The organism is Amycolatopsis sp. WQ 127309, assembly GCF_023023025.1.
Classification (GTDB): domain Bacteria; phylum Actinomycetota; class Actinomycetes; order Mycobacteriales; family Pseudonocardiaceae; genus Amycolatopsis.
This window is the reverse complement of record NZ_CP095481.1, coordinates 10,447,466-10,462,502: the sequence shown is the minus strand read 5'-3', so window position 1 is coordinate 10,462,502 and position 15,037 is coordinate 10,447,466. Positions and strand designations below refer to the sequence as shown.

At 72.6% G+C, this 15,037-nt stretch carries 19 protein-coding genes; 8 read left to right on the top strand and 11 right to left on the bottom strand.

What is annotated here, in order from left to right; translation table 11 throughout:
• A complete protein-coding gene (locus MUY22_RS46185; protein WP_247054426.1) occupies positions 1-678 on the top strand; it encodes a GntR family transcriptional regulator in 678 nt (225 codons plus the stop codon).
• A gap of 43 nt (positions 679-721) precedes the next feature.
• Here the strand turns inward: MUY22_RS46185 and MUY22_RS46180 are convergent, their stop codons facing one another.
• The 3 genes from MUY22_RS46180 to MUY22_RS46170 form a co-directional block, all read right to left on the bottom strand.
• Complete coding sequence (locus MUY22_RS46180; protein WP_247054424.1) at positions 722-1,699, bottom strand: pirin family protein; 978 nt, start codon at positions 1,697-1,699, stop codon at positions 722-724.
• Positions 1,700-1,745: 46 nt separating this feature from the next.
• Positions 1,746-2,033, bottom strand: coding sequence for a hypothetical protein (locus MUY22_RS46175; RefSeq protein ID WP_247054422.1), 288 nt, complete (start codon positions 2,031-2,033; stop codon positions 1,746-1,748).
• Between the two features lie 194 nt (positions 2,034-2,227).
• Positions 2,228-2,668 (bottom strand): single-stranded DNA-binding protein, encoded by a 441-nt coding sequence (locus tag MUY22_RS46170; RefSeq protein WP_247054420.1) that lies wholly within the window; start codon positions 2,666-2,668, stop codon positions 2,228-2,230.
• 125 nt (positions 2,669-2,793) lie between these two features.
• On the opposite strand from MUY22_RS46170, the gene MUY22_RS46165 reads away from it, so the two are divergent.
• A complete protein-coding gene (locus MUY22_RS46165) occupies positions 2,794-3,402 on the top strand; it encodes a PhoU domain-containing protein (RefSeq protein ID WP_247054418.1) in 609 nt (202 codons plus the stop codon).
• Between the two features lie 3 nt (positions 3,403-3,405).
• Here the strand turns inward: MUY22_RS46165 and MUY22_RS46160 are convergent, their stop codons facing one another.
• Positions 3,406-3,795 carry a zinc-ribbon domain-containing protein gene (locus MUY22_RS46160; RefSeq protein ID WP_247054416.1) on the bottom strand — a complete coding sequence of 130 codons (390 nt, stop codon included), beginning with the start codon at positions 3,793-3,795 and terminating at the stop codon, positions 3,406-3,408.
• A 159-nt stretch (positions 3,796-3,954) separates the two neighbouring features.
• Between MUY22_RS46160 and MUY22_RS46155 the strand changes: the two genes are divergently transcribed.
• Entirely contained in the window at positions 3,955-4,383 is a 429-nt protein-coding gene (locus MUY22_RS46155; RefSeq protein ID WP_247054414.1) for a nitroreductase/quinone reductase family protein, read from the top strand.
• A gap of 1 nt (position 4,384) precedes the next feature.
• On the opposite strand, the gene MUY22_RS46150 is transcribed toward MUY22_RS46155, so the two are convergent.
• The 4 genes from MUY22_RS46150 to MUY22_RS46135 form a co-directional block, all read right to left on the bottom strand.
• Positions 4,385-6,505, bottom strand: coding sequence for a transglycosylase domain-containing protein (locus tag MUY22_RS46150; RefSeq protein ID WP_371827549.1), 2,121 nt, complete (start codon positions 6,503-6,505; stop codon positions 4,385-4,387).
• Between the two features lie 36 nt (positions 6,506-6,541).
• Positions 6,542-7,363: an ABC transporter permease gene (locus MUY22_RS46145; RefSeq protein ID WP_247054411.1), complete on the bottom strand. Its 822-nt coding sequence runs from the start codon at positions 7,361-7,363 to the stop codon at positions 6,542-6,544.
• Complete coding sequence (locus MUY22_RS46140; RefSeq protein WP_247054409.1) at positions 7,323-8,126, bottom strand: ABC transporter ATP-binding protein; 804 nt, start codon at positions 8,124-8,126, stop codon at positions 7,323-7,325. Before MUY22_RS46140 ends, MUY22_RS46145 begins: the two co-directional genes overlap by 41 nt.
• Positions 8,127-8,248: 122 nt before the next feature.
• Positions 8,249-8,563 carry a MarR family winged helix-turn-helix transcriptional regulator gene (locus MUY22_RS46135; protein ID WP_247054407.1) on the bottom strand — a complete coding sequence of 105 codons (315 nt, stop codon included), beginning with the start codon at positions 8,561-8,563 and terminating at the stop codon, positions 8,249-8,251.
• A gap of 217 nt (positions 8,564-8,780) precedes the next feature.
• Between MUY22_RS46135 and MUY22_RS46130 the strand changes: the two genes are divergently transcribed.
• The 5 genes from MUY22_RS46130 to MUY22_RS46110 all read left to right on the top strand — a co-directional run bounded on the left by MUY22_RS46130 (position 8,781) and on the right by MUY22_RS46110 (position 11,916).
• Complete coding sequence (locus MUY22_RS46130; RefSeq protein ID WP_247054405.1) at positions 8,781-9,164, top strand: hypothetical protein; 384 nt, start codon at positions 8,781-8,783, stop codon at positions 9,162-9,164.
• A 180-nt stretch (positions 9,165-9,344) separates the two neighbouring features.
• Positions 9,345-9,917 carry a hypothetical protein gene (locus MUY22_RS46125; protein WP_247054403.1) on the top strand — a complete coding sequence of 191 codons (573 nt, stop codon included), beginning with the start codon at positions 9,345-9,347 and terminating at the stop codon, positions 9,915-9,917.
• A 69-nt stretch (positions 9,918-9,986) separates the two neighbouring features.
• Complete coding sequence (locus MUY22_RS46120; protein ID WP_247054401.1) at positions 9,987-10,391, top strand: VOC family protein; 405 nt, start codon at positions 9,987-9,989, stop codon at positions 10,389-10,391.
• An 89-nt stretch (positions 10,392-10,480) separates the two neighbouring features.
• The gene (locus tag MUY22_RS46115) at positions 10,481-11,143 is read left to right on the top strand and encodes a hypothetical protein (RefSeq protein ID WP_247054399.1); all 663 of its coding nucleotides are present in this window, start codon (positions 10,481-10,483) and stop codon (positions 11,141-11,143) included.
• 95 nt (positions 11,144-11,238) lie between these two features.
• Positions 11,239-11,916: a GNAT family N-acetyltransferase gene (locus MUY22_RS46110; protein ID WP_247054397.1), complete on the top strand. Its 678-nt coding sequence runs from the start codon at positions 11,239-11,241 to the stop codon at positions 11,914-11,916.
• 1 nt (position 11,917) lies between these two features.
• Here MUY22_RS46110 and MUY22_RS46105 read toward each other — a convergent pair whose 3' ends face one another.
• The 3 genes from MUY22_RS46105 to MUY22_RS46095 all read right to left on the bottom strand — a co-directional run bounded on the left by MUY22_RS46105 (position 11,918) and on the right by MUY22_RS46095 (position 14,923).
• Positions 11,918-12,352 (bottom strand): hypothetical protein, encoded by a 435-nt coding sequence (locus tag MUY22_RS46105; protein WP_247054395.1) that lies wholly within the window; start codon positions 12,350-12,352, stop codon positions 11,918-11,920.
• Between the two features lie 34 nt (positions 12,353-12,386).
• Positions 12,387-13,547 (bottom strand): APC family permease, encoded by a 1,161-nt coding sequence (locus MUY22_RS46100; protein ID WP_371827548.1) that lies wholly within the window; start codon positions 13,545-13,547, stop codon positions 12,387-12,389.
• A gap of 98 nt (positions 13,548-13,645) precedes the next feature.
• Positions 13,646-14,923 (bottom strand): sensor histidine kinase, encoded by a 1,278-nt coding sequence (locus tag MUY22_RS46095; RefSeq protein ID WP_247054393.1) that lies wholly within the window; start codon positions 14,921-14,923, stop codon positions 13,646-13,648.
• Positions 14,924-15,037: the final 114 nt, after the last annotated feature.

The window sequence follows — 15,037 nt, the reverse complement described above, 5'->3', positions numbered from 1 at the left end:
ATGGTTTCCTACATGATCAGCGCCTCCTCGGGAAGACCGGCGGTCACCAAGTCCCAGCTGGCCTACGAGACGATCAAGGCCAGGATCGTCGACGGCCGCTACGGGCCCGGGTACCGGCTGGTGCTCGACCGGATCGGCCGTGAGCTGGCCGTCAGCGCGGTGCCGGTGCGCGAGGCCCTGCGCCGGCTCGAGGCCGAGGAGCTGATCGAGTTCGAGCGGAACGTCGGGGCTCGGGTGATCGCCATCGACCCCACCGCCTACCAGCACGCCATGCAGACGGTGGCGATCGTCGAAGGCGCGGCCACCGGGCTCGCCGCGCCGCTGCTCACGCCCGAGACGCTCGCGCGGGCCCGCGCCCTCAACGACCGGATGCGCCGCAGCCTCGCCGAGTTCGACCCGCTCGCGTTCACCGCGCTGAACGCGGAGTTCCACGAGGTGCTCTTCAGCGCCTGCCCGAACCCCAACCTGGTCGACCTGGTCCAGCGCTGCTGGACCCGGCTCGCCGCGGTCCGCGACAGCACGTTCGCCTCCGTGCCGGGGCGGGCGCCGCGCTCGGTGGCCGAGCACGACCGGCTGCTCGACCTGATCGAGGGCGGGAGTGACCCGGCGGAGGTCGAGCAGTACGCGCGAGGGCATCGGCTGGCGACGCTGGCGGCCTACCAGGCCCGGGAGCGCTGAGCCGTTCGCCCGGGCCCCGGTCAGGCCGGCGGAGGCCGGTGAGTCAGCGAGCCGGGTTGTGGCGTGGCTTGATGCGGACCGCCGGCAACTCCGGGGCCGGCAGCCGCTGCGGGGTGCCCGCGTAACCGGTGACGCTGCCGAACTGGTCGGACTCCGCTTGCCACGCCTCGCGGAAGTCCGCGATCTCCTCGTGCGTCCGGCCGACGAAGTTCCACCACATCAGGATCTCTTCGTCGAACGGTGTCCCGCCGAGCACCAGGAAACGCGCGGGCGTGGATCCGTTGTTGCTCAACGTCAGGCGGCGCAGGCCGGTGCCGACGTAACCCAGCTCCGCCGCGCGGACGGCGGTGCCGGCGACGGTCACCGCGCCGGAGTCCACGAGGACGCCGTGCTCGAAGTCCGGGTCGACGCCGAGGGACATGTGGGCGTCCGGGTGCAGCACCAGTTCCGCGCCCAGCAACGGGGTGAACGTCGGGATCGGCGACGTGCGCCCGGCCAGCGACCCGAGGAACACCCGGATCTCCGCGCCCTCGATCCGGTTCACCGACGGCACGTAGTGGTGGAAGCCGCGGGCCGTGTGCCGGTGCCGCTCGGGCAGCGCCACCCAGAGCTGGACGCCGTGCAACGTCTTCGTGGCCGGGGTCGAGACCTCCGAGTGGCAGATGCCGTGGCCGCCGGTCATCAGGTTGAGCTCGCCGGGCCGGACCATCGCGTGCGTGCCCAGGCTGTCGCGGTGTTCGACCTCGCCCGCAAACAGCCAGCTCACCGTCTGCAGGCCGGTGTGCGGGTGCGGCGCGACGTCCATGGCGACGTCTTCCGGGCCGTAGTGATCGGCGAAGCACCACGCGCCGATGAGCGAGCGGGACCGCTGGGGGAGCGTCCGCCGCACGCGCATCGCCCGCGGGCCGCCCAGCGGTACTTCGCGCGGGGTGAGGACTTCCACGGCCGGGCGCAGCGGGTCGGCCGCCTCGGGCCGGTCGCCGCAGGCGAGCTCGGCGGGGTCGGCCTCGATGTTGCTCATGCCGCCACCGTACTTGCGTTCTGGAGTTGTCAAACACCTCGGCCGCTCAGGCGGCGGGCCGCTGCTCTCCGGTGACGATCGCCTGGCCGGCGGGCGTCAGCACCGCCGGCACGAGCTCGCCCGGCCGCCCGGTGCAGGTCGCGCTGATCAGCCCCAGGTGGGCCAGCGCGTGCGCGGCGAACTGGTCGCCGCACGACAGGCCGTCGATGAAGAGGTCGGGTTCGCTGCTGCACGACACCAGGCCCCTCCCGGCCCCGACGGCCCGCAGCATCGCCAGCATGCGGTGGTTCACCAAGGGGTGCACCGTCGTCCGTGGCTTTCCGTCCCCGTCCATCCCGGCCCCTCCCGCTCGTGGTTCGGCATCGTCCTACTCATGCGTCGAACCAGATGACGGGACTTCGACATCACATCCGGTACCGGCCCGGCCAGAGCGTGTGCCTCATCGTCGCTCCGGCCGGTCCAGCCGGGCTCGACTTCCCGTCGACAGTCGTTCGGAAGGGAGTCGGGAGCGGATGGGTGCGGCCGGCCTCAGAAGGGCGGTTCCCCCACCCCGGCGGCCACCGGTTCCGGCATCCAGGCGCCACCTCCCGTGCCGTCGCCGACCCGGACGGCCTTGGTCACCTTCGCCGTGGCGTACCGCAGCGACGGGCCGATCTCGTCGACGTCCAGTTCCAGCACGGTGCGCTTCTCGCCCTCCTTCGTGTCGTACGACCGCTGTCTCAGCCGGCCGTGGACGACCACGCGCGCGCCGCGCCCGAGCGACTCCGCGACGTTCTCCGCGTACTGCCGCCACACGCTGCAGCGCAGGAACATCGCGTCACCGTCGCGCCATTGGCCGGACTCGCGGTCCAGCGTGCGCGGCGTGGACGCGACCGTGAAGTTCGCGACCGCGGCGCCGGCCGGGGTGAACCGCAGCTCGGGGTCCGTCGTCAGGTTGCCGACCACCGTGACCAGCGTTTCGCCTGCCATCGGGTCCTCCTTCTCCTCGGGTGCGGGGTGCACCGCTCTCGCCGACGAGCAGAGCACGGGGGACCGACAATTCCGGGCGGAGGCGACGAGTCGCCGTCCCCCGGCCGAGGTGGTTGCATGCCGCCATGCCGACGGCGTTTCAGAAGGAGCTCGTCACCCTGGCCCACCGGCTCGCGGACCTGTGCGGGCTGGTCGCGGGCACGCTCGAGGTGGCCACGCGCGCCCTGCTCGAAAGTGACCTCACGCTGGGCGGACGCGTGCGGGAACAGGCCGCGGCGGTGACCGCGCTGGGGGCCGCCTGCGAGGACCAGGCGTGCGCGCTGCTGGCCCTGCACGCCCCGCGCGAGGAGGACGTCAAGGCGGTCGTCGCCGCTGTGCACACCGCCGCGGATCTCACTCGGATGGGTGGTCTCGCGGACGAGGTCGCGGACCGGGTGCGGCGGGTGCCGGTGGACGCGCGGCCCGCGTTCACGCGGCTGGCCGCGCACGCGGTCGCCGCCGCGCGGGACCTGCAGAAGATCCTCACCGGAGCGGACGCCGGGCTCGCCGAAGCCGTCGAAGGCACCGAAGCGGCCGAGCGGGAGCTGCGCGAGTGGGCCGGGTCCCTTGAGCGGCCGCACGGCGCGGTCGACGTCGTGCTGCTCGCCGCGGCCCACGTCCGGTTCGCCGGGACGGCCGCCCGGATCGCCCGCCGGGCCGGCGGGTTCGCGCGGCTCCCGGCGGTCAGTGCCTAGTGCTCAGCGGCCCTGCTGCGGGAACTCGCCCTGCTGGGGGTTCGGGCCCGGCTGCTGGAAGCCCTGCGGCTGCGACGGGTGCGGCGGCTGGAAACCCTGCTGCGGGAACCCCTGGGACGGGTGCTGCGGGTAGGGCTGCGACGCCTGCTGCTGCGCCTGCTCCTCCTGCGCCTGCAGCCGGACGGCGTCCTCCTTCGGGATCCGGTTCTCGATCCCGCAGAACGTGCACTGCGCCGTGTACTTGACGTGGATTGGGAACAGCGGGATGAAGAAGAGCGTGAACTTCGTGACCGACTTGCGGACGGCGTGCGAGGCGGGGTTGCCGCAGCGGCCGCAGAGGAACGTCGTCATCGCCAGCACGAAGATCCTCGTGCGGTAGCCCCAGATCAGCATCGTCTTCTCTCCTGTCGGTCCTGCGTTCGCCGGGGAGCCTGACACACCGGCGCGCCGGGCCGTGGAGGTTTCGCCAAACCGGCCGGATGGGTTCCCGGCAAAGCGGACATACGCGTACCTGGAGGGTCGGCCCGGGGCGCCGGGACTAGATTCACGATCATGCCGAGCGACTTCAGCCTCAAAGCGATGAACGCCGTCCACCGCGGTCTGGTCAAGATCACCGGCGGCCGGCTGGGCTGGAACGCCGCCGCCATGCCGGTCCTGGAGCTGACCACCGTGGGCCGCAAGAGCGGGCAGCCGCGGTCGGTCATGCTGACCTCGCCGCACCAGGAGGGTGACGCGCTGGTCGTCGTCGCCTCGCGCGGGGGCGACGACACGCACCCCGCGTGGTTCCTGAACCTGCGCGACAACCCGGACGTCGAGGTGTCGGTCAAGGGCGCGCCGCGGCGGCCGATGCTCGCCCGGGTCGCCGACGGCGAGGAGCGGGCCCGGCTGTGGCCGAAGATCACCGCCGAGTTCAAGAACTACGCGGGCTACCAGACGAAGACCGAGCGGGAGATCCCGCTCGTGTTCCTCGAACCGAAGTAGGTCACGACCGGGCCGCCAGGTACGCCGGGTCCGGCCCGGGGATCTGCTGGTCCGGCACGCCGGCCAGCAGCCGGCTCATGGCGTGGAAGTACGGCGGCGCGGCGACCGTGCCGCCGAACGCGCCGTGCCCGCAGTTGCCCAGGTGCACGGGTGTGCCCGGGCAGATCTCCCGCGGGTGCGAACCGTCGGCGAACACCATGGACGACACGGCGTAGCCGTCGACGCCGCCGACGAACGCGACCGACTCGCTCTGCTGGGTCGTGCCCGTCTTGCCGATGTCCGGGCGCGTCCAGCCCGCCGCGTGCGCGGCCTGGGCCGACGTGCCGCTCGTGGTGTCCTTGCTCAGGCCCGCTTCGAGCGTGTTCGCGACGCCGGTGGGGATGACCTGCTCGCACGCCTGCTGCGGCACGGACACGGCGTTGCCGTTCCGGTCGGTGACCGACAGGATCGGGTTCGGCGGGCACCAGACGCCGCCGCTCATCAGCGTCGCCGAGACGTTGGCCATCTCCAGCGGGCTGACCGGGCTGTTGCCGAGGGTGAACGAGAGCAGGTTCTGGAAGTACTTCGACTGCGGTTCGTTGTACTGCGGGTTCGACGACTTCGGGTCGGGCACCGCGCCCGCGTCGTTCGTCGCGAGGGTGTTGCGCAGCCCCAGCTTTTGCGCCATGTCGAGCACGGCGGGCATCCCGACCTCGTTCTCGAGCCCGACGAACGCGACGTTCGGCGACGTCGCGAGCCCGTCGGCGAGGGTGATCGGGTCGGCGTAGTGGCCGTCGTTGTGGACGGTGTAGCAGGCGGTGTGGCTGTCGGCGTTCGGCGGCGTGAAGCACTGGCTGTCCGGGTTCGGCAGCGGCGTGTCCAGGCCGGCCTTGCCGGTGACCATCGCCGCGGCCGAGGTGAAGATCTTGAACGACGAGCCCGCGCCGAACTCGTTGCTCGCGTCGGCCACGATGTCGGTGGACGTCTCACCCTTCGCCGGGTCGGTGCCGAAGTTCCGGTTGGCGACCATGGCGAGCACCTGGTGCCCGTTCGCGCCCGGCTGCACGACGGCGAAGGTGTTGGCCACGCCGTCCTGGGTCGTCGGCACGTTCGCGTCGACGGCGTCCTTCGCCACCTGCGAGACGCGCGGGTCCAGCGTGGTCTTGATCGTGTAGCCACCGGTCGCGAGCTGGTCCGGCGTGAAGCCGGCGTGCGCGAGGTAGGTCTCGGCGTAGGTGCAGAAGAACCCCGCGTCCGGCGCCGCGCCCATGCACGTGCCCGACGGGGTGACCGGGCCGCCGGGCAGCAGCCCGAGCGGGGCGTCCTTGGCCGTCGCGGCGTAGGCCGCGGGCAGCGAGCCGTTGGTGACCATGTCGTCGATCACCGTGTTGCGGCGCTGGGTCGCTTTGTCCGGGTGCGAGTACGGGTTGTAGATGCTCGGGTTGTTCACCATTCCGGCGAGCAGCGCGGCCTGCGGCACGGTCAGTTTGTCCGCCGTCGTCCCGAAGTACGCTTTTGCCGCGGCTCCGACGCCGTACACCGTTCCGCTGAATTCGACCACGTTGAGGTAACTGGCCAGAATGTCGTCCTTGCTCATCGTGTCGTTGAGCTGGACGGCCATTTTCGCCTCGCGCAGCTTGCGGGCGAGCGAGTCCTCGCGGTCGGCTTGCTGGGCCGCCGGGTCGGTCCGGTCGACGACGTTCACGAGGTAGTTCTTGACGTACTGCTGGGTGATCGTCGACGCGCCCTGCAGCGAGCCGCCGGCGCTGTCGTTGACCGCCGCCCGCGCCATGCCCTGCAGGTCGACGCCGCCTTCGGTGTAGAAGCGGCGGTCCTCGACGCCGATGATCGCGGCCTTCATGGTCGTCGCGATCCCGGCCGCGGTCACCGGCAGCCGGTACTGCGAGTACAGCGTCGCGATCGGGGCGCCGTCGCGGTCGGTCACCGTGGTCGTCAGCGGCGGATCGGCCGCCGCGAGCTGTGCGGAAATGGCGTCGACGGAATCGCTGACCTCATTCGACAGCAGGCCGGCGCCGATGGCGGCGGGCGCCACCGTGCCGGCCGCCAGAATTCCGGCGAGCACACAAAAACCGACAAAGGGGACCACGCCCCGGCCACGATTCACGGAATCGAGATTAGCCATTTCCGGATAAGGCCTCCGTTCGGTGAGACATGTGCCTCACCGGGCCAACCTGCCGAGGAGTGCCGAAGCGACCGAAATCGCCACCACCGTCGCGGCGATCAGGACGGCGAAGTCGAGCCCGAGGTGGGCCGGGGTGCCGATGAGCAGCCCGCGCAGGGCGTCGACCTGGTAGCTCAGCGGGTTGACGTGGCTGAGCACCTTGAGCCAGCCCGGCATCAGGTCCACCGGGTAGAGCGCGTTCGACCCGAAGAACAGCGGCATCGTGATCGCCTGCCCGATGCCCATCAGCCGTTCGCGCGACAGCACGACCCCGGCGATGACGATGGACAGACAGCAGAAGAACGCCGACCCGAGCACCAGCACGACGGCCATCGCGAGCAGCTTCAGCGGGTTCACGGTCAGCCCGACGCCCAGGATCGCGGCGAGGATCAGCACCATCAATGCCTGGACGAGCGCGCGGACCCCGGCCGCGAACGCCTTCCCGGCGACGAGGGCCGCGCGCGGGGTCGGCGTCACCAGGAGCTTGGCGAGCACGCCCGCGTCGCGTTCCCAGATGATCTGGATGCCGTAGAAGATCGAGATGAACAACGCCGACTGCGCGAGGATGCCGGGCGCCAGGTAGTCGAGGTAGGGCGTCGAGCCGGTCGGGATGGCCTTGAGCCGGGTGAACGTTTCGCCGAAGATCAGCAGCCACAGCGCGGGCTGGATCGCGCGGGTGAGCAGCTCGGTCTGGTCGCGGCGCAGCTTCTGCAGCTCCACCAGGCACATCGCGCCGACACGCGCGGCCAGGATGCGCAGCTGCCGCAGCGGGCCGGGGTCAGCCGAGACGGCGGGCGGTGCGGCGAGTGGCACGGACACTGCGGATCCCTCCTTCTGCACTCGCGAGCCGGTCGCCGGTGACCGCGCGGAACACGTCGTCCAAAGTGGACTCGGGGCCGAGGTCGGCCTCGAGCTCGGCCGGGGTGCCCAGCGCGCGGATCTTGCCGGTGTGCATCAGCGCGACGCGGTCGCAGTACTGCTCGGCCTCGTCCATGTAGTGCGTGGTGACGAGCACGGTCATCCCGGTCTCGGCGCGGATCTGCGCGATCCGCTCCCACACCGCCGAGCGGGCGACCGGGTCGAGCCCGATCGTCGGCTCGTCGAGGATGAGCAGCCGCGGGGAGCTGACCAGGGCCTGAGCCAGCTCGAGGCGGCGGATCATGCCGCCGGAGTAGCCCTTGGCCGTGCGGTCGGCGTCGCCGGTCAGGCCGACCAGGTCGAGCGCGCGCCCGACCTCGTCGGCGCGCCGGGCGCGGGGGACGTCGAAGAGCCGGGCGAACAGGGCGACGTTCTCGCGGCCGGTCAGCGCGCCGTCGGCGGACAGCTGCTGCGGGACGTAGCCGATCAGCCGCCGCACGGCCATCTTCCGGCGGGCGACGTCGAGGCCGCACACCGTGATCCGGCCGGGCCCGGTGGGCAGCAGCGTGGTGATCATCCGCAGCGTGGTGGTCTTGCCGGCGCCGTTCGGGCCGAGCAGGCCGAACACCTCGCCGGGGTGGATCTCCAGGTCGACGCCGTCCACCGCGCGCGTCGCGCCGAAGGAGTGAGTGAGGTCGGTGCACCGCACCGCGGGTTCGGTCACGGCCGCTCCTTGAGGATGCCCATGAGTTTTTCCAGCGCCGGCAGGGCTTGTTCGATCACGGCTTTGTCCTCTTCGGACAGTCCGGTGAGGGCGTCGGCGACCAGGCCGGTCCGGGCGCGGTGTCAGGCGGCCATCCGGTCGGTGGCCGCGGCGGTGAGCTCCAGCCGGGTCGCGCGCCGGTCGAGGGGGTCGGGTTCACGGTGCAGCAGCCCGGCTTCGACGAGCTGGTTGACCAGGGTGCTGACGGAGTTGGCCGCCAGGTGCAGTTCGCGCGCGGCCGCCGCGACGCCGACGCCGGGGTGGTCGGCGACCACGCGCAGGACCTCGACCTGCGCGCCGGGCAGGGGAAAGCTCGGGACGTCGGCCCGAACCCGGCGGCGCACCACCCGACGGATGCCCTGGACGGCGCCCAGGAGCCGTTCGGCGAGTTCGGTCATGGCCCCAAAGTAGCTCTGAATCAGAACTATTAGCAACGCTAAATGTCTGGTTGGTGAGAAAGCGGGGGAAAGGTCCGGATGATCGCGCCGCACGACCGGCCGGGTTCGCGGGTCAGTGTGGCGATCATGGTCAGCCGGTGCGGGAACGCCCAGGACGGCCGGCTCGCGGAGTACCGCGCCGTCTCCGGAAACGCCGGCGAAGGCGCACGGGGCGCGCGTGGTCGCGACGACGTCGAGTGCGGCGAAGGCGGCCAAGCCGGCCGAACTCGGGGCGGACACGGTGATCGACTACGCCGGGACGCCCGAGCGGGGCCGGGCCGTGCCCGACGCGACCGGCGGTTGCGGCGTGGGCCGGATCGTCGAGGTGGATGGGCCCGGCACGTTCGCGCGGTCGCTCGTCGCGGCCGGGACGCACCACGCCGAGATCGGGTTCGCCGGCGGGGGCGGTGCGGCGGCTCGCCGTCCGCCCGATCGGACCGGTCATCGACAGCGTTCACCCGTTCGGGGACGCCGACGCAGCGTTCCGGCACTTCGCGGGCCGGGGGAACTTCGGGAAGGTCGTCATCACGACCCCGTGAAAGGGGTACCGCTGATCGGCTGAACCACTGTGACGTCGACCGTTCGGCGGCACCCCGGCGCCGTTCGCCGCGTGATCGGCCGGTTCCGGACCGGAATCGCCGGGCCGGGGAGCATGCTGTCCTTTCCGACCCCGCGACCCCGCACCTGACGTCCACTGTGGACATTGCCAGCGTGCCCGGCCCGGCGTCATCTCGACCGGAGAATGGACACCCCGCCCGTGACCCTGCTGGACAGCAAACTCGTCCGCTGCTGGACTTCCCGCCCGAACCTGCAGTCCCTCTACGGCCTCGCCGCGGCCGCTCCGCGGGTGCGCGGCGCGCTCGGCCTGGTCCCGACCGGCGGCGGCACGCTGAGCTTCAAGGTGGACGGCGACGCGCTGGACCGCACCGAGGCCGAGCTGCTCGCCGCGACGTCGGCCAAGCTGCCGGTGCACCCGCTGGTGACCCAGGACCTCTACGGCCGCTCGACGGTCCGCTGCTGGCGCCGCAACCGCGACCTGCGCGTGCTGACCGGTGACCTGGTGGACGTCGCCGACCGGCTGGCGCGGGCCGGTTACGGCGGCGCGCTGCGCTTCGCGAGCGTCGAGTTCGCTGACCCGGACGGCCGCCGGGACGGCCGGCTGCAGCTGGTGTACCTGTTCGGGCGCGGCACCTTCCACGCCGCGGCAGCGCCCGGGACGGGCACCCTGGACCGCGCGCTGGAGCTGCGCGCCCGGGCCGCGCTGCACGGCTCGCTCCCGTTGGAACCGCACGCGCACCGCCGCTTCGTCGTCTGAAAATTTCGCGTTTGGCGTGGTCACGGGCTTCTGCGAGGATGCTGCATCTTCCGACCGAAGGAGAGCGCCATGGCTTCCCGCCTGAACCCGTACCTGAGCTTCGAGGACAACGCCCGCCAGGCCATGGAGTTCTACGAGACGGTGTTCGGGGGCAAGCTCACCGTGCACACGTTCGGGTCATTCGGTGCGCCTGACGGGCCGGAGGCCGAGAAGGTCATGCACGCCCAGCTGGACACCGACGGCGGCTACACGCTGATGGCGTCCGACACCCCCGAGGGGATGGAATACCACCCGGGCACGAACATCACCGTCAGCCTCAGCGGGGACGACGCCGACGACCTGCGGACCTACTGGGACAAGCTGAGCGCGGGCGGCACCGTGACGGTTCCGTTCGAAAAGCAGGCGTGGGCCGACGAATTCGGTTGCTGCATCGACAAGTTCGGCATCCCGTGGATGGTGAACATCGGGCACTAGCCCGAACCGGGGCGTTGCAGCGGGCGCCGTCGTCGGTGACGATGGAGGACCGGCGTGCCCGAGATCGCGCCGGGGCCGAAGGAGGCCCGATGGCGGGTTCCCCCTGGACGTGCGCGCAGTGCGGCGCGGTCAACGCCGCCGCCGCGCAGCGGTGCGGCACCTGCGCGAGCCTGGCCCCTGGCCGGGCCCGCGCGCGGGCGCTGTGGGTGCTGCTCACCCTGATGGTGGTCGCCGCCGTCGCGGTGACCGGCGTCCTGCTGTTCGCCGGGCGCCCGAAGTCCTCGCCGGCCGCGTCCGGGCCGTTCCCGCAGTACACGACACCCGCGTTGCCGACGACCAAGACGGTCGTCACGACCGCGAACGGCGTCACCCCGCCCGCCCCGCCCGCGCTGTCCGCTCCGTCGTCGACGTCGGCCCCGCCGTCGACGTCGTCGGCCCCGGCCGGGAAGCCGTGCCCGGGTGACGCCGCCCGGTACCTGCCCGGCGGCGCGGGCACGGCGCTGCTCGTGGGGGAGACGGTCAAGTCCGTCGTCACGGTCTGCAAGACCCCCGACGGCCGGATCTTCTACGACGGCCAGGCCCGCGGGCAGGGTGCGTCGGACGACACCCACATCACGCTGCCGGCCCAGCCCTCGGGCGACGGCTTCGTCGCGGTGAACGGCCAGTACAGCTACCAGGTCGGCGGCGGCAGGCTCGTGGTGTCGGACGGCGGCCAGGTGCTCTCGGACGACGAGCTGACCACGGTCGGCTGAGCGCGCGCTCACGATGTGGGAGCGGCGGCGCGCGGCGGGGCTTTCGACGCATCCTGGCGGGTGATCACCCCGAGCCGGAACCCCCGAGGTAGCGCATGTCTTCTCCGCTGGACAACCCGACCTGGACGTCGCTGGCCGGGCCGCACGCCCGCTTCGCCGAGCGGCAGGGGCGCGTGCTGCGGTACCCGGAAGACGTCGCGCCCTTCCTGGGGCTGCCCGACGACCCCGGCGAGCAGGACTGGCTCGACGTCGCGACGCTGGGCGGGCCCGGCGCGACCGTGGTCGTCGCCTCCACCTTCGCCCGGCCGCCTGCCGGGTGGGAGGTGATCGAGGCGCTGCCGGGGGTGCAGCTCGTCGACGAGGGGGTCGCGGCCGCCGAGGACCCGGAAGCCGTGCGGCTGGGGCCCGCGGACGTGCCGGAGATGCTCGACCTCGTCGCGCGGACGCAGCCCGGGCCGTTCCGGAAGCGGACCGTCGAGCTCGGCACCTACCTCGGGATCCGGCGTGAGGGCGCGCTCGTGGCGATGGCCGGGGAGCGGCTGCACCCGCCCGGCTACACCGAGATCAGCGCCGTCTGCACCGACCCGGCGTTCCGCGGGCAGGGCCTGGGCACGCGGCTCGTGCACGCGGTCGCGTTCGGCATCCGCGCGCGGGGCGAGACGCCGATGATGCACGCGGCCGCGCGCAACACCTCGGCGATCCGGCTCTACCAGTCGCTCGGGTTCGTGCTGCGGCACCGGCCGGACTTCGTCGCGGTGCGGGTGCCGGCCTGAGTCAGGCGCCGGTCGACGAGCCGGGCCGGACGATCATCAGCACGGTGACCGCGGCCCAGAGCAGGTTGAACACGCCGGTCGTCATGCCCAGCCGGCTCACGGTGCCCGGCGCGGGTGCGGCCAGCTGACGCCGCTGGCTGGGCAGCACCACGAACGCCAGCACGGCAGCCGCGACCGCCGTCAGCCCGATGGACACGATCAGCCACGGGTCGCCCATGACGTGCATGGTGCCCGCGACGCCGAAGCCGAACACCGGCACGGCGATCGCGACGTAGGCGTAGACGCGGCAGATCCGGTGCAGCACGGTCACCGTGGTGAGATCGCCGCCGGCGGCGACGCGGCGCACGGCCGCGGGGAACATGCTGGCCGCGACGGCGACCGGGCCGACGGCCAGGATCGCCGCCAGGACGTGCACCGAGAGCAGGAACTTCGACACGGAACTCCTCAGTCGTGCGGGGGACGAGCCGAAGTTATCGGCCCGGCCGCGGCACCGGGAGTGGCTGGAATGCCAGATAGCGCCGGGATCTGGCCAACGCCCGCCGGGTCAGCCGTCGAGGTCGGCCAGGCCCGCGTAGACGTCCGGCCGCCGGCGTCGCAGCCAGGCCGCCAGGGCCAGCCCGGCGACCAGCGCCACCGCCGGCAGCCACGGCAGCAGGGCGATCGCCGGCGCGTCGGAACCGGCGAGGGTGGGGAAGTTGAGGATCGCCAGGGTCGTCACGGCGATCAGGCCGAGGCCACCGAGCGCGGGCGCCACCGCCGTGCGCGCGGCCGAGCGCGAACAGGTACCGCGTCGCGGAGTTGTGCAGCGCCAGCAGCGCGGCGAACAGGCTGACGACCAGCAGCAGCATCATCACGTCGGTGAGGACCGGGCCCAGGTCGGTACCGCTGATGGCGAACACGAGGTCACCCGCCGAGAGGTGGTCCCGCGCGGCCGCCCCGGCCTGCTCGACGCCGGTCGCGCTGACGACCGCCCACGTCGTGACCGCGGCGAAGACGCCGATCAGCACGATCGCGGTGTAGGTCGCGCGGGAGATCGTCCGGTGCGGGTCGCGGGCCTCCTCGCTGAACAGGCCGGTCGCCTCGAACCCGACGAAAGCGTTGAAGGCGAACAGGAAGGCGATCCCGGCCGAGCCGGAGAACACCACGCTGGGGTGGAAGGCGTGGACGTCCAGGCCGGTCCGGGCGCCGCCCGAGCGCGAACACCGCGACGGCCGACACGAGGCTCCACAGCGGCCACGGCGTGTGCCACCCGAAGACCTGCTCGACGACGTTGGCCGTGAAGAACCCGCTCGTGCCGACCGCGCCGGCCACGAAGCAGTTGTAGCCCAGGAGCGCGACGAGCGCCGCGACCAGGCCGAGCGGGCGGCCAGCCCGCGCGTGACGTAGCCGTAGAACCCGCCCGCGCCGACGACGACCTTGCTCATCTGGGCGTAGCCGACGCCGAAGAGCACCAGGATCACCGCGGCGAGCAGGAACGCGCCGGGCATGCCGCCGCCGTCGCCGAGGGCGATCCCGAGCGAGGCCACGACGATGATGCCGGTGAGCGGGGCGACCGCGGCCAGCACGAGGAACACCACCCCCGGCGTGCCGAGGGCGTCCCGGCGCAGGGCGCCCGCTTCCGATCCGGCCATGGACGTCTCCTCCGCTGGGGCACCGATGCCCCGGCATCGTGCGCCGCGCGGCGGCCCGCGGTCTTGCTCCGCAGCGCAAGGCCGTTGTCGAGGGACGCCTAGCTGGGCACCCACAGGGTGACGCGGGTGCCGCGGCCCGGCTGGGAGTCGACCGTGCCGCGGCCGCCGACCTCGGCCAGCCGCGCCATGATGGACTGGGTGATGCCGAAGCCCGGCGGGCGGTCCTGGACGTCGAAGCCCTGGCCCTGGTCCCGCGCGACCACCGCGATCCCGCCGTCGCGTTCCTCCACGCGCAGCACGACCTGCTTGGTCCCGGAGTGCTTCACGGTGTTGCGCAACGCTTCCCGGACCGCCTCGCACATCGCGGTCCGGCGGTCCTGCGACAGCTTGTCGTCGTCGGCGAAGTCCGCGGCGACCAGCTGGGTGCGCAGGCCGTCGCGGGCCATCTCGGTCGCGACGTCGGCGAGCTCGACGGCGAAGCCGCGCGACGAACCGGACTGGACGGGCTCGGTGATCTTCCGGCGCAGCTCGGCCGCCTCGGCCTTGGCGACCGAGCGCAGCTCCTTGAGCCGGGCGACGGCCTGCGCGTCGTCCCCGGGGGCCGAGATCGCCAGCGCTTCGAGGGTCTGCAGGACGCTGTCGTGCATGATGCGCCGGGTCCGGTGGCGCTCGGCCTCGCGCCCGCGGCGCAGCCCGATGTCGAGGGCGAACCGGGTGCCGACGCCGAGCAGGATGAGGATGCCCGCGCCGAGCACGATGGCGACGGCGAGCGCGATCATGCAGCCGACCGACCGGGTCAGCACGAGCGGGTCGTCCAGCGGGAGGCCGCCGGCCAGGGTGAGCGCCGAGCGGAGCGGGAGGGCCGCGGCGAACAGCCACAGCGCCGTCGGGATGCCGGAGGTGCCCGCCCACATCGCGACCGCGCCGACCAGCCAGGTCCAGGTGACGTCGACGGCGAACGGCTGCACCGCGGCCGGGACGCTCACCGCGACGGCGAAGTTGAGCGCCACGCCGATCGCCAGGTCCAGCGCGAGGGCGCGGCCGGTGACGCGGCCTCGCAGGCCGCCGGCCCGCAGCACCCAGGCCACGGCGGCGATGTTGACGACGACGGCGAACACCGTGGCCGAGAGCACCGGGCCCAGCCCGAGGCGGCCGTTGGCGGCGGTGTACCCGATGAACACCTTGATGAACGTCGCGATCCGGTAGGCCAGCGGCACGACGACCCAGTAGCGCGAGGCCCGCGCGAGTGTCGCGGCGCCGACCGCGGCGAGGTCGGCCCCGTCGGCGTCCGGGTCCGCCGTCTCCACGGGCGTGCCGTTGCGCAGCAGCGTGCGGACGTACGCGCGCGGCGGCGCGCCAAAGCCCGCCTCGGGCATCGATGTCCCCATTCATCCGGCCGTCCGGGCGGCCTGAGCCTGACAGCGCGGCCAGGGCACAGTCAACCGTCCGGCTGACAAGTCTGCCCTGGTGGACCAAAGCCCGCCGTACGA